The organism is Phenylobacterium sp. (assembly GCF_037968635.1).
GTDB lineage: Bacteria > Pseudomonadota > Alphaproteobacteria > Caulobacterales > Caulobacteraceae > Phenylobacterium.
On sequence record NZ_JBBKVV010000033.1, the window covers coordinates 42,803 to 55,755 of the forward strand.

Consider the following 12,953-nt stretch of genomic DNA (forward strand, 5'->3'; position numbering starts at 1 on the left):
ATTATGAGCCAGTCCGAAATCGCCCTTCCCACTCCGGACGGCGACGCGCGCGCCTTCGTCTTCAAGCCCGACTCAGGCGCCGGCCCCTGGCCCGCCGCCATCATCGCGATGGACGCCCCCGCGATCCGCCCCGCCCTCTTCGAGATGGGCGAACGCCTGGCCGCCGCCGGTTACTATGTCCTGCTGCCCGACCTGTTCTGGCGCGCCGGCCCCTATCCGCCTCTGGACATCGCTGCGGCCCGGGCGGGGGACAAGGCGGCGGGTGAGCTATTCGCCAAGCTGCGCGCCAGCACCGGCGCCGGTCGCCAGATGACCGACGTGAAGGCCTGCCTCGACTACATCGACGCGGACCCGGCCGCCAAGCCGGGCAAGGTGGGGATCACCGGCTACTGCATGGGCGGCTCCATCGCCCTGCGGGCGGCGGGGACCTATCCCGACCGCATCGGCGCGGCGGCTTCCTTCCACGGCGGCGCCATGGCCACCGACGACGCGCGCAGCCCCCACCTCCTGGCGCCTGCGATCAGGGCCAAGGTGCTGGTGGCCGGGGCCATCGAGGACCGCAGCTATGACGAGGCCCAGAACACCCTGCTCACCAAGTCCCTGAGCGAGGCCGGCGTCGACGCCGAGGTGTCCATCTGGGAAGGCTGCAAGCACGGCTGGGTGCCCACCGACATGCCGGTGCACAACCCCGAGGGCGCTGAGCGCCACTGGCGCGAACTGATCGCGCTTTTCGACTCGACGCTGAAATAGCGGACAAAGAAAAAGGCCGGCGTCACCGCCGGCCTTTTCCAGATCTGGATGGTCGCTGCGCCTAGGCGGCGGCGGCCGGCGCTTGCGCGGCGAGCTTGGCCTTCAGCTGGCGCTTGATCTTGAGGGCGCGGGGCGAGAGCTGCTCGTCCTTGGCCTTGACCAGGAAGACGTCCAGGCCGCCACGGAAGTCCAGGGTGCGGCGGGCCGCATTGGAGATGCGCAGCTTGAAGGTCTGACCCAGGGCGTCCGACTGCAGGCTGGCGGGCGCCAGGGCCGGCAGGAAGCGGCGCTTCGTCTTGATATTCGAGTGGCTCACATTGTTGCCGACCATGGGGCCGATACCGGTGAGTTCGCAGCGACGCGACATGGCTTAAGACCTAAGCGAGAAAAGAGTGACGGCGGGCGGACCCGCGCGAGAGCGGGCGATATAGTCGAAGGCAGGCGGCGGCGTCAAGGCGGAGCCGCCCTTCAAGGCGCTTCATCGCACTTTCCCACCCCATCGCCAACCTGACCGCGCCTCGACCGTCTTGTGTCCGCAAACCCTTGGGATACAATACCTTGTAGGGAACAAATCCCGAATCGCTCCGAGTCACTGATTCGGTCCTGATTCGTTGCGGCCACGTTCCGGCGGCTCCTCCCCTCCATTAACCTGCTCATTCTGCGCCAGTGGCGGCGACGCGCGCCTTCGCCTAGCCTGGGCTGCAAATCACCCGCGTGGGTGGATCAGGCTTGGGCTTCGGTGGGGATGTCGAACATGACGACAATGCGAGCAGGCCTGCTGTGCGCCAGCGCCCTGACGGGCCTCCTGGCCCTCAATCCCGCCCCGGCCCTGGCCCAGGACGCCGAGGTTTCGGAGATCGTGGTCACCGGGAGCCGCATCGCTCGCAAGGACTATGTGTCGGAGAGTCCCATTGTCACGGTGGGACAGGAGCAGATCGCCGCCGTCGGCATGGTGACGATCGAGAACACCCTGAACCAATTGCCGCAGTTCACGCCGTCCAACGGCTCGGGCACCAACACCACCAACTTTGTCACCACGCCGGGCCAGGCGTACGCCAACCTGCGGGGCCTGGGACCCACCCGCACCCTGGTGCTGATCGACGGACGCCGGGTGGTGGCGGGCAACCCCAACGCCGTCGTGGACCTGAACACCGTGCCGACCTTCCTGGTGGACTCGGTGGAGACCATCACCGGAGGCGCGTCTGCGGTCTATGGTTCCGACGCCATCGCCGGCGTGGTGAACTTCAAGCTGAAGCGCAATTTCGAGGGCCTGCAGGTAGACGCCCAGTTCGGCGCCACCGAGCGGAACGACGCCGGTCAGCTGACCGCCTCGGTGGGCTGGGGCAAGAACTTCGAGCGGGGCAACCTTGCCGTGGCCGCCACCTACGACAAGCGCGAGGGCCTGCTGGCCTCCGACCGCGACTGGTCGGCCGTGGGCTATTCGATCCTCACCACCGGCCTGACGCCGTCGGGCGCGGCGACAATTCCCGACGGGCGGTTCGACCCGGCCTCGAATACCGCCGGCGCGGCCAACCTGCCCAGCCAGGCGGCGATGAACGCGGTGTTCGGCGCCTATGGCTTCGCGCCCGGCACGGTGGCGCGCGGGACGAGCCTGTCGTTCAACGCCGACGGGACGCTGTTCTCCACCTCGCCGGTGAACAACTACAAGGGCGTGCGCAGCGCAGGCTTCTCGCCCTCCAGCTACACCTTCAACAGCGCCGCCTACCGCTACCTGAACCTGCCCCTGGAACGCTGGAGCCTGTTCGCCTCGGGCCGTTACGACCTGACCGACAACCTCGAGGCCTATGGCACGGCCGGCTACACGACCTACGACGTCTCGCGGCAGCTTGGCCCCGCATCGGCCAGCGACGGCGCCTTCCCCGGCCCCGACATCGTGGTCCCGGTGACCAACCCCTTCATCCCCGCAGACCTGCGGACCCTGCTGGCCTCGCGCGCCGATCCAACGGCGGCCTTCTATCCCCGCCGCGCCTTCAACGAGGTGGGCGGCCGGCTCTCCAACAACACCTATGAGACGACCCAGGTGGTGGCCGGCCTGCGCGCAGCCCTGCCGATCAAGGATTGGAAATGGGACCTCTATGCCAGCTACGGCCAGATGGACCACAGCGAGGACCAGTTCGGGAACGTGAGCCGGGCGGCCATGCGCACCCTCACCTTCGCCCCTGACGGCGGGGTCGCCATCTGCGGCGGCTTCAACATCTTCGGCGCAGCCAAGGTCAGCCCCAGCTGCGCGGCCTATATCGCCCGCGAGGTGACCAACTCGACGACCATCAAGCAGACGGTCGTCGAGGGCTACACGACCGGTAGCCTGATCGACCTGCCCGCGGGGGCGCTCAAGTTTTCGGCCGGCGCCCAGTATCGCAAGGACGACTTCGACTATTCACCCGACCTGCTGCTGCGGGGGCCCGATATCGTTGGCTTCAACCCGGCGGTCCCGGTCAGCGGCGACATCACCTCCAAGGAGGTCTACGCCGAGCTGCTGGTCCCAGTGCTCGCCGACCTGCCGCTGATCGAGAGCCTGGACGTGACACTGGGCGGCCGGGTCTCCGACTATTCCACCACCGGCCAGGTCAGCGCCTACAAGGCCGACCTCACCTGGAAACCGGCGTCAGGCCTGCTGATCCGCGGCGGCTACCAGCGCGCCGTCCGCGCGCCCAACATCGCCGAGCTGTTCTCGCCTGCGTCCCTGGGCTTCGTCGGCATCGGCTCGCCCGGGACCGGCACCACGGCGGGCGACCCGTGCGACGTGCGCTCGTCCTTCCGCACCGGCGCCAGCGCCACGGCGGTCCGCACGCTGTGCCTGTCGCAAGGCGTGCCCACGGCGATCATCGACACCTTCAACCAGGCCTCCACCCAGGTGGAGATCGTGGGCGGCGGCAATCCGGCCCTGACCGAAGAAACCGCCGACAGCTTCACGGCCGGCGCCGTCTGGTCGCCGGCCGTGGACGCGCCGTTCCTGCGCCGCTTCAGTATCAGCCTGGACTACTACAAGATCGAGGTGGCCGACGTGGTGGGGACAATCGGGGTCCCGACCATCCTGGCCTCCTGCTTCAACGCCGATGGATCGAACCCCGGCCTGTTCAACACCAACTTCTACTGCCAGCAGTTCACCCGCCTGACCTCGGGCCAGATCACCGGCGTCGCCCAGACCCAGGTGAACCTCGCCTCGGTGAAAACATCGGGCATCGACGCCCAGGTGGACTGGGCCTTCGATCTCGCCGACCTGGGACTTCCGGAGAGCGCCGGGGCGCTGGCCTTCAACCTGGTGGTCACCAAGCTCGACAGCTTCGAGCGCCAGGCGCGGCCCAGTGCGGCCTTCGTCGACTATGCCGGGACCATCGGGGCCGACCTCTCCGGCGGCGCCTTGCCGGACTGGAAGTCAGTGCTGTCGGCGACCTGGACCGCCGGACCCGTGAAGACCACCCTGCGCTGGCGGCACATCGCGGCCATGACCGACGCCCGCAGCGTGCCCACCTTCAGTCCCACGGCGGTCAACACGCCGGACTACGACGTCTTCGACCTGTCGGGGTCATGGAAGGTCGACGACCGGGTCACCTTGCGCGCCGGTATCAATAACCTCGCGGACAGGGATCCGCCCTACTTCACCAGCTACCCCAACTCCAACACCGACCCCTCGACCTTCGACATCCTGGGCCGACGGTTCTTCGTGGGGATCAACGCGAAGTTCTAGGCGCGCTCCGTCAACAGCAGGTGCTGGATCAGCATGATGGTCTTGGCGTCGACGATGACGCCGTCCCTGACCATCTGCAGGGCCTCGGTGAGGGGAAACTCCAACACCTCGATGTCCTCGCCTTCGCCCGCGTGGCCGCCGCCGGCGCCGACCTTGTCGGCCGGCGAATAGTGGGCGGTGAAGAAGCTGAGCTGCTCGGTGACGCTGCCGGGGCTCATATAGACCTTGAAGACCGGGGTGACGGCCGAGAACCGGTAGCCCAGTTCCTCCTCGGCCTCACGCCTGATGGCGGTCTCCGGGTCGTCGGCGTCCAGCAGGCCCGCGGCGGCCTCGATCAGCGGCTCCTCGTGACCCGTGACATAGGCCGGAATTCGGAACTGCCGGGTCAGCAGCACCGTGCCGCGATCGGGGTCGTAGGGCAGGATCACCGCCCCGTCGCCCCGGTCGTAGGTTTGGCGGACCTGAGTCTCCCAGGCGCCGTCGCTGCGGCGGTAGTCGAAGGTCACCCGCTTCAGGGTCGCCCACTCGTCGGAGAGGGTGTGGAAGGCGAGGTTGCGGACCTGGTCGCTCATTTGGTCTCCGGCGGCGGGGGCTTGATCTCCGACACGTCTGCGACGTCGCCCGCCGTGCCGTCAGGGCAGTTGTCGTTGTCGGGCACGACGCGCAGGCGCCGGCCCGCCACCACCACATCAGCCAGGGGCTTGGGATCGGCGTTGACCGCGAACCGGCCCGCCTTCAAGGCCTCGCCGTCCTTGGCGCAGTAGGATCCTGACAGAGTCCCGATCCTCGACCAGAGGCCCTTGTCCTGCCCATAGACCCTCCGGTCGCCCATGGCGAAGACCACCACCTCCGGCGCGGCGTCGCCATCCAGATCGGCCACCACGGCGTCGCACAGACGGCCGGCCTCGCAGTTCTGCAGCGGGTCCTCGTAGCTCTTCCAGTTCTGCTCCAGGAAGCCGGCCGGGAAGGCGCCACCGCCGGCGACGCGGGCCAGCTCCTTGCGCTCCACCACCGAGGTGGTGGCCTCGCCGTACCGGGCCTTGCGGGCCAGGGCGGACTTGGCTCGCCTTGCGATCTCGGCGGCGTCGGGGCCGGTCTTGCGCTCTGCCAGCGCCTGCAGGGCGTCCATCCCAGCTTTTCCGGCCTCGAAGCGCAGGAACAGGTAGTCGAATTTCTCGGGCGTCACGGCGCCTCGATCCAGACGTGCGACCTGGTCATTCACCGACAGCCGGCCGGGATTGGCGATGGGCGAGAACAGGGCCAGCAGCACGGCCACCACCACGTGGGCGGCGATCACATTGGTGACCTCCAGCCGCTTCAGCCAAGGGCCAGGCCAGAAGACAGCCGCCGCGTAGCCCGCCGCATAGACCACCGCCACGAGGGTGCAGGCGGCGCCATAGATGCGGTCGGGTGTCAGGCCGTACTGGCCGATGCGCAAGATCAGACCATAGGCGGCGATGGCCACGAGCGGCGCGATGATGACGCCGGTGATACGGCCGGCCCACTTCAGGGCCACGGGCGGATGGCCCTCGCCTTCGCCTTCCTGGTAGGCGGCGTTGAGCAAGACGATCAGGGCCGCTGCGGCGGAGAGCAGGATGCCCGCCGCGCTCTTCGTGTCCCACAGCAGCGCCAGGCCGGTGAACGGCAAGGCGATCAGGAAGCCCGCTCCGATCACCGCCATCACGGGCAGCAGCCAGGAAAGCAGCGTCAGCGCCACCGTTCTGATACCGCGCACCAGGCTGGCGCGGACATCGGTCAGGTGGATGGCGAGCGCGAAGAAGGTGGTGGTGGCGGGGAAGGCGAACCACGGCTTGTTGATGGTCTGGCCAACCCACTTGATACCGATCAGGTCGAACAGGGCGCCGCCCAGGGACAGCAGCAGCCACAGGGCGCCGACGAACAGCACGGCCATGGCCAAGCGAACCCCGTCCTTCCAGCCCTGGTCGAAATAGCGGTCATAGCTGGCGATCCAGCGCTGATCGGCGTCGGCGCCGGTCACCAGGTGATGGGCGATGAACAGGCCCACGGCGGTGAAAATCACCAGGGGCGGACCGGGCCAGTGCTCGGCGCCGGTCGGGATGGCGATGGTCCCATGATAGGCGCCGAGTCCCGCCACCACGACGGCGGCAATGGCGCCCCAGACGATCAGGGTCCGGGTCCGCAGGGTGCGCAGGCCGCCCAGTAGCACCACCGGCAGGAACAGGATCAACATGGCGCAGGCGCAGAACAGCGGCGAGGAGACGCCGTCAACCAGACCGTGCTTCTCCCATTCGTTCAGGCCGTAGAGGGCCAGGCCTTGGGCGAAGCCGATGGCGACTCGGGCGATGGCGACCGGCCGCGAGGCCGCAACCTGATCGGTTTCTCCGGCGAACATGATGCTGGTCTCTCCCCTGGTCGCCTCACGGTCGCATGACGGACGGCGGGGACCAACAAGCTTGGCTGATTGATGAACAAAAGCACGCCTTGCCACATCTAGGCTCCGGGCATATTGATAACTGACCGGTCAGTTATTTAGAGAATTCATGCCCCTCCCCGCAGGCCAACCCAAGTTCCGGCGCCGCAAGGCTGACCGTCCCGACGAGATCGTCGCGGCGGCCTTCGAGGTGTTCGGGGAAAAGGGTTTCGCCGCCGCGCGGCTGGACGACATCGCCGCCCGGGCCGGGGTCTCCAAGGGCGCGATCTATCTCTACTTCGCCACCAAGGAGGACATCTTCCAGGCCGTGGTGGAGCAAGGCGTCGCCCCAAACCTGCACAACCTCGCGGCCCTGGCCGCCGCGAACCCGCAGAGCTTCCCCGAACTGGCGCGGGCCTTCACCCAGATGATGGCCCAGGTCGCCTCCACGACGCCGCTCGGGGGCATCATCAAGATGGTGATCGCCGAGGCGCGGAATTTCCCGGAGCTGGCGCGGGTTTGGCACGACCGCCTGATCGTCCCGGCCCTCGGCGGGGTTTCCGCCGCCATCGCCGCGGCCCAGGCGCGCGGCGAGATTCGCCCCGGCGACCCGCGCCACTATGCGGCGGGACTGATCTCGCCCCTGCTGGTCGGCGTGATCTGGCGCGAGACCTTCACCCCCATCGGCGCCGAGCCCTTCGACCTTCCGGTCCTGATGGAACAACACGTCGAGACCCTGCTGCGGGGAATGGTCCCATGAAACAACGCCTGCTCGTCATCGTCCTGTTGCTGGCGGCGGCGGCCCTGATCGCGGCCCTGGTCCTGATCCCCCGCCTGACCCGCTCCAATGTGCTCACCGGTTATGTGGAGGGCGAGCCGCTCTATCTGGCCGCCCCGGTGTCGGGCGCGGTGGCCCAGGTCTATGTCCAGCGCGGCGACCGGGTGAAGGCCGGCGACCGGCTGTTCGTGGTCGATCCCAAGCAGCTCGCCGCCCAGCGCCAGCAGGCCCAAGCTGAGTTGGGCGCCGCTGAAGCCCAGGCCCAGGACGCCCGCAAGGGCCTGCGGCCCCTCGAGCTCGCGGTCTATGACGCCAATATCGCCGCAGCAGAGGCCCGCGCCCGCGACGCCGCGGCCGACATGCGCCGAGTCCAGCCCCTGGTGCGCAAGGGCATTTACGCTCCGGCCCGCCTGGACGACGTCCGCGCCGCCCTGCAGACCGCCAACGCCCAGCTCACAGCGGCCAAGCGGCAGCGCGACGCCGCCGCCCTGGGCGCCCGCGAGGGCCAGGTCGAGGCCGCCGACAGCCGGGTCGCCCAGGCCCAGGCCGGCCTCGCGGTCGCCGACGCCCGGCTCTCCGACCTCGCGCCGATAGCGCCGTCGGCCGCGCGCGTAGAGGAGGTCTTCTTCCAGCAGGGCGAATGGTCCATCGCCAACCAGCCCGTGCTGTCCCTGCTGCCCGACGACCGCATCAAGCTGCGGTTCTTCGTGCCCGAGCAAAGCCTCTCGGCCTATCGGATCGGCTCGGTGGTGCGCTTCGCCTGCGACGGCTGCGCCAAGGGCCTGAGCGCCAGGATTACCTTCGTCAGCCCGCGTCCGGAATTCACCCCGCCGGTCATCTACAGCCGCGAGGCCCGCGACCGGCTGGTCTATATGGTGGAGGCCAGGCCCAGCACCCGGCTCAATCCCGGCCAGCCCGTCGACGTGACGCCCCTGGAGCCCGTCCGGTGACACTGGCCATCGATGTCCAGGGCCTGAACAAGAGCTTCGGCGACAAGCACGTCGTCCAGGACTTTTCCATCCAGGTGGAGAATGGCCGGATCTGCGGTTTCCTCGGCCCCAACGGGTCGGGCAAGACCACCACCCTGCGGATGTTGTGCGGCCTGCTCACCCCCGACAGCGGCGACGGGACCTGCCTGGGGCTGGACATCATCGCCCAGGCCAACGCCATCAAGCGCCAGACCGGCTACATGACCCAGAAGTTCTCCCTCTATGAGGACCTGACCTTGGAGGAGAACCTGATGTTCTCCGCCCGGGTCCACGACCTGGATCGTCGCAAGGCGCGGGTGGATCACGCCCTGGAACGCCTGGGCCTGATCGAGCGGCGCAGGCAGTTGGCCGGCACGCTGTCGGGCGGTTGGAAGCAGCGGCTGGCGCTGGCCACCGCCACCCTGCACGAGCCCAAGCTGTTGCTGTTGGACGAGCCCACCGCCGGGGTCGATCCCAAGGCGCGCCGCACCTTCTGGGATGAGATCCATGCGCTCAGCGCCGAGGGCCTGACCGTGCTGGTTTCCACCCACTACATGGACGAGGCCGAGCGCTGCCATGAGATCGCTTACATCGCCTATGGCAAGCTGATCGCGCGCGGCACGGCCGATCAGGTGATCGCCGGTTCCCACCTGGTCACCTTCAATGGCGAGGGGCCGGGGATCGACCGGCTGTCGGCCGAGATCGGCAAGCGGCCCGGCGTCGAGATGGCCGCCCCCTTCGGCGCCGCCCTGCACGTCAGCGGGACCGACCGTGCGGCCATCGAGGCGGCCATCGTCCCCTATCGCCGCGACCCCTTCCGCTGGACCGAGGTGGAGCCGACCCTGGAGGACGTCTTCATCCAGTTGATGGAAGGCGCGGAGGACAACTTCCGATGAGCGGCTTTTCCGCGACCCGGGTCTGGGCGGTGCTGCTCAAGGAGTTCAAGCAGCTCACCCGCGACCGGCTGACCTACGCCATGATCCTGGCCCTGCCGGTGCTCCAGTTGCTGCTGTTCGGCTACGCCATCAATTCCGAGCCCCGCCACCTGCCCACCGCCGTACTGGTGCAGGAGGACAGCGTCTTCGCCCGCTCGATCCTGTCGGGGCTGCACAACAGCGCCTATTTCGACCTGGTGGCCCAGGCGCGCAGTCCCGCCGAGCTGGACGAATTGATCCGCCGCGGCGAGGTGCAGTTCGCCATCACAATCCCCGGCGACTTCACCCGGCGGGTGGCGCGCGGCGACAGGGCCCAAATCCTGGTGGAGGCCGACGCCACCGATCCCTCGGCCACCGGTCCGGCCGTCGCCGCCCTCGCCGCCCTGCCGACCCAGGCGCTTACCGGCGACCTGAAGGGGGCCTTGGCGCCCAGAATCCAGGCCAAGCCGGCCTTCGAGGTGGTGGTCCACCGCCGCTACAATCCCGAGGCCGTCACCGCCTACAACATCGTGCCGGGCCTGCTGGGCGTGATCCTCTCCATGACGCTCGTGATGATGACCTCGCTCAGCGTCACCCGCGAGACCGAGCGCGGCACCATGGAGAGCCTGCTGGCCACGCCCGTCGAGCCGATAGAGGTGATGATCGGCAAGCTGGCGCCCTACGTCCTGGTGGGCGTCGCTCAGACGGTCATCATCCTGACCATCGCCAAGCTGCTGTTCCACGTGCCGATGATGGGGGGCTGGTTGGGTCTGAGCTTCGGGATCAGCCTGTTCATCGTCGGCTCCCTGGCGCTCGGCTTCCTGATCTCCACGGTGGCGAAATCGCAGCTGCAGGCCATGCAGATGAGCTTCTTCTACATCCTGCCCTCGATCCTGCTGTCGGGCTTCATGTTCCCGTTCCGCGGCATGCCCGGCTGGGCGCAGGCGCTGGGCGAGGTGATCCCGGTCACCCACTTCCTGCGGGTGGTGCGCGGCGCCCTGCTGAAGGGCCAGGGCCTGGAGGACATGTGGCGCGAACTGGCGGCCCTGCTGGCCTTCGTCTGCGTGGTCACGGCGCTGGCCATGGCGCGGTACCGGCGGACGCTGGACTAGCGGCGGACTTCTCCTCTCCCCCCGTCTTTTCGGGGGGAGAGGGTAGGGTGAGGGGGGCCGCCCGTCCCGGTGGTGAGTGTCGGCACGATCCCCTCACCCTACCCTCTCCCCTTGGAAGGGGAGAGGAGGAGATCGGCTTTCATGTCGCAGACCCTCCGGCGCCGCTTGCCGCACGCCGATTCCCACCCCAACTTGAGGCCATGAGTCACCGCCCGACCGGGGCGCCTCCACCGCGTCTTGTTGCGGTGCTGGGGCCGACAAACACCGGCAAGACCCACCTCGCCGTCGAGCGGATGCTGGGGCACGCCTCGGGCATGATCGGCCTGCCGCTACGGCTGCTGGCCCGGGAGATTTACGACCGCATCGTCAAGGCGCGCGGCGCGCGTTCGGTGGCCCTGATCACCGGCGAGGAGAAGATCGTCCCGCCCCGGGCCGTCTATTTCGTCTGCACCGTCGAGGCCATGCCTCTGAGCCGCGAGGTGGAATTCCTGGCGGTGGACGAGATCCAGCTCTGCGCCGACCCCGAGCGCGGCCACGTCTTCACCCACCGTCTGCTGCACGCGCGGGGGACCTACGAGACCATGCTGATGGGCGCAGGGACCATGGCGCCGCTGATCCGCCGCCTGCTGCCGCGCGCAGAGATTGTCACCCGTGAGCGCTTCTCGAGCCTGACCTATGCAGGCCCCAAGAAGCTGACTCGCCTGCCGCGACGGTCGGCCGTGGTCGCCTTCTCCGCCGACCAGGTCTACGCCATCGCCGAGCTGATACGCCGCCAGCGGGGCGGGGCCGCCGTGGTGATGGGCAGCTTGAGCCCCCGGACCCGCAACGCCCAGGTCGCTCTCTACCAGTCCGGCGAGGTGGACTTCCTCGTGGCCACCGACGCCATCGGCATGGGCCTGAACATGGACGTCGACCACGTAGCCTTCGCCGGCCTGCGCAAGTTCGACGGCAAGCGGACCCGCTTCCTGCACCCGCAGGAGGTGGGCCAGATCGCCGGCCGCGCCGGTCGCTTCCGCACCGATGGCACCTTCGGGGTCACTGGCGAGTGCGAGGACATGGACGCCGACCTGGTGGAGGCGGTGCAGGAACACCAGTTCCAGCCCGTTGCGGCGGCCGAGTGGCGCAATGCCAAGCTCGACTTCTCGTCACTGACCAACCTGATGAAGTCGCTCGCCGCCCCGCCCACATTCGAGGTGTTGAAGGCCTCGGCCGAAAGCCTGGACGAGGTGACCCTGCGCCAGCTGGCCAGCGACCCCGACATCGCCGACCGCGCCCGCGACAAGCCCTCTCTGGCGCGACTGTGGGACGTCTGCCAGACGCCGGACTTCCGGAAGGTGGGCCACGAGGAGCACCTGCGGCTGACGCGGGACTTCTTCGAGTATCTCACCAGCCGTAACCGACGCATTCCGGAGGACTGGATCGCCGGCCAGTACCGCCACCTGGACCGCACCGACGGTGAAATCGACACGCTGTCGGCGCGGCTGGCCAGCGTGCGGACCCTGGCCTATGTCGCCAACCGTCCTGACTGGCTGACGGACGCCGGCGCCTGGCAGGCCAAGACGCGGGTGCTGGAGGACAAGCTTTCCGACACCTTGCACGAGAAGCTGATGGCTCGCTTCGTGGACCGCCGGACCAGCGCCCTGATGCGCGGCCTTCGGGTGCGGGAGGACATGCTGGCGGGCGTGGCCGAGGACGGCACGGTCACCGTCGAGGGCCACTATGTCGGCAAGCTGAAGGGCGTCACCTTCGAGGCCGAACACGGCGCCTCCATCCTGGAGGAGAAGGCCCTGCGCGCGGCGGCGACCCTGGCGGTAGGGCCCGAGATCAACAAACGGCTGGGCCAACTGGCGGGCGAGGCGAACGGGGCGTTCAGCCTGACGCCGAACGGCATGGTTCTGTGGCGCGGTCAGGCGACGGGCGCCATCTCCGGCGGCTCGCCCTTTGCGCCCCGCGTCCGCCTGCTGGGGGCGCTGGGCAATCCCGCCGCCCGCGAGCGCGCCACGCGGCGGCTGGAGGCCTTCCTCGCCGCCGAGGCCGTGCGGAGGCTGGGCGTCCTGCGACGGCTGGAGACCGCCATGGCGGAGGGCCAGATCAAGGGCCTGGCCCGGGGCCTCGCCTATCGGCTGCTGGAGGCGGGCGGGGTGCTGGACCGCCTCCAAGTTCACGCCGAGACCAAGGCGCTGAGCCAGGTGGAGCGCCGCGCGCTCAAGGGCCTGGGGGTGCGGCTGGGCCATTTCACGCTTTACCTGCCAGCGATGCTGGCGCCCGACGCCCTGAGCTTCGTGCAGGGCTTCGCCGACCGTGCCTGGCGCCCGCCCACCCACATCATC

Annotated in this window: 10 protein-coding genes; 7 read left to right on the plus strand and 3 right to left on the minus strand. The window is 68.7% G+C overall.

Annotated elements, in window-relative coordinates; all coding sequences use genetic code 11:
• Positions 1-3 precede the first annotated feature (3 nt).
• Complete coding sequence (locus AAC997_RS03360) at positions 4-750, plus strand: dienelactone hydrolase family protein (RefSeq protein WP_340644287.1); 747 nt, start codon at positions 4-6, stop codon at positions 748-750.
• A gap of 61 nt (positions 751-811) precedes the next feature.
• Here the strand turns inward: AAC997_RS03360 and rpmB are convergent, their stop codons facing one another.
• Complete coding sequence (gene rpmB, locus AAC997_RS03365) at positions 812-1,117, minus strand: 50S ribosomal protein L28 (protein ID WP_293497165.1); 306 nt, start codon at positions 1,115-1,117, stop codon at positions 812-814.
• A gap of 387 nt (positions 1,118-1,504) precedes the next feature.
• Between rpmB and AAC997_RS03370 the strand changes: the two genes are divergently transcribed.
• Positions 1,505-4,459 (plus strand): TonB-dependent receptor, encoded by a 2,955-nt coding sequence (locus tag AAC997_RS03370; protein ID WP_340644288.1) that lies wholly within the window; start codon positions 1,505-1,507, stop codon positions 4,457-4,459.
• Here AAC997_RS03370 and AAC997_RS03375 read toward each other — a convergent pair.
• Positions 4,456-5,031 carry an NUDIX domain-containing protein gene (locus AAC997_RS03375; protein ID WP_340644289.1) on the minus strand — a complete coding sequence of 192 codons (576 nt, stop codon included), beginning with the start codon at positions 5,029-5,031 and terminating at the stop codon, positions 4,456-4,458. The two genes, AAC997_RS03370 and AAC997_RS03375, sit on opposite strands and share 4 nt — an antisense overlap.
• A complete protein-coding gene (locus tag AAC997_RS03380; protein WP_340644290.1) occupies positions 5,028-6,833 on the minus strand; it encodes a DUF4153 domain-containing protein in 1,806 nt (601 codons plus the stop codon). The genes AAC997_RS03375 and AAC997_RS03380 overlap by 4 nt, the downstream gene beginning before the upstream one ends.
• Positions 6,834-6,981: 148 nt before the next feature.
• Here AAC997_RS03380 and AAC997_RS03385 point away from each other — a divergent pair, with 148 nt between their 5' ends.
• The 5 genes from AAC997_RS03385 to AAC997_RS03405 form a co-directional block, all read left to right on the plus strand.
• On the plus strand, positions 6,982-7,611 hold the full coding sequence (locus AAC997_RS03385) for a TetR/AcrR family transcriptional regulator (RefSeq protein ID WP_340644291.1): 630 nt from the start codon (positions 6,982-6,984) through the stop codon (positions 7,609-7,611).
• Positions 7,608-8,579: an HlyD family efflux transporter periplasmic adaptor subunit gene (locus AAC997_RS03390; RefSeq protein ID WP_340644292.1), complete on the plus strand. Its 972-nt coding sequence runs from the start codon at positions 7,608-7,610 to the stop codon at positions 8,577-8,579. Before AAC997_RS03385 ends, AAC997_RS03390 begins: the two co-directional genes overlap by 4 nt.
• Positions 8,576-9,493: an ABC transporter ATP-binding protein gene (locus AAC997_RS03395; RefSeq protein ID WP_340644293.1), complete on the plus strand. Its 918-nt coding sequence runs from the start codon at positions 8,576-8,578 to the stop codon at positions 9,491-9,493. The genes AAC997_RS03390 and AAC997_RS03395 overlap by 4 nt, the downstream gene beginning before the upstream one ends.
• Entirely contained in the window at positions 9,490-10,623 is a 1,134-nt protein-coding gene (locus AAC997_RS03400) for an ABC transporter permease (RefSeq protein WP_340644294.1), read from the plus strand. Before AAC997_RS03395 ends, AAC997_RS03400 begins: the two co-directional genes overlap by 4 nt.
• A gap of 200 nt (positions 10,624-10,823) precedes the next feature.
• The coding region (locus AAC997_RS03405) for a helicase-related protein (RefSeq protein WP_340644295.1) at positions 10,824-12,953 on the plus strand (2,130 nt) is incomplete at its 3' end.

Excerpts from the sequence above, each read along its gene's own strand:
- AAC997_RS03360 (WP_340644287.1), top strand. The coding sequence starts at position 4 with ATGAGCCAGTCCGAAATCGCCCTTCCCACTCCGGACGGCGACGCGCGC.
- rpmB (WP_293497165.1), bottom strand. The coding sequence starts at position 1,117 with ATGTCGCGTCGCTGCGAACTCACCGGTATCGGCCCCATGGTCGGCAAC.
- AAC997_RS03370 (WP_340644288.1), top strand. The coding sequence starts at position 1,505 with ATGACGACAATGCGAGCAGGCCTGCTGTGCGCCAGCGCCCTGACGGGC.
- AAC997_RS03375 (WP_340644289.1), bottom strand. The coding sequence starts at position 5,031 with ATGAGCGACCAGGTCCGCAACCTCGCCTTCCACACCCTCTCCGACGAG.
- AAC997_RS03380 (WP_340644290.1), bottom strand. The coding sequence starts at position 6,833 with ATGTTCGCCGGAGAAACCGATCAGGTTGCGGCCTCGCGGCCGGTCGCC.
- AAC997_RS03385 (WP_340644291.1), top strand. The coding sequence starts at position 6,982 with ATGCCCCTCCCCGCAGGCCAACCCAAGTTCCGGCGCCGCAAGGCTGAC.
- AAC997_RS03390 (WP_340644292.1), top strand. The coding sequence starts at position 7,608 with ATGAAACAACGCCTGCTCGTCATCGTCCTGTTGCTGGCGGCGGCGGCC.
- AAC997_RS03400 (WP_340644294.1), top strand. The coding sequence starts at position 9,490 with ATGAGCGGCTTTTCCGCGACCCGGGTCTGGGCGGTGCTGCTCAAGGAG.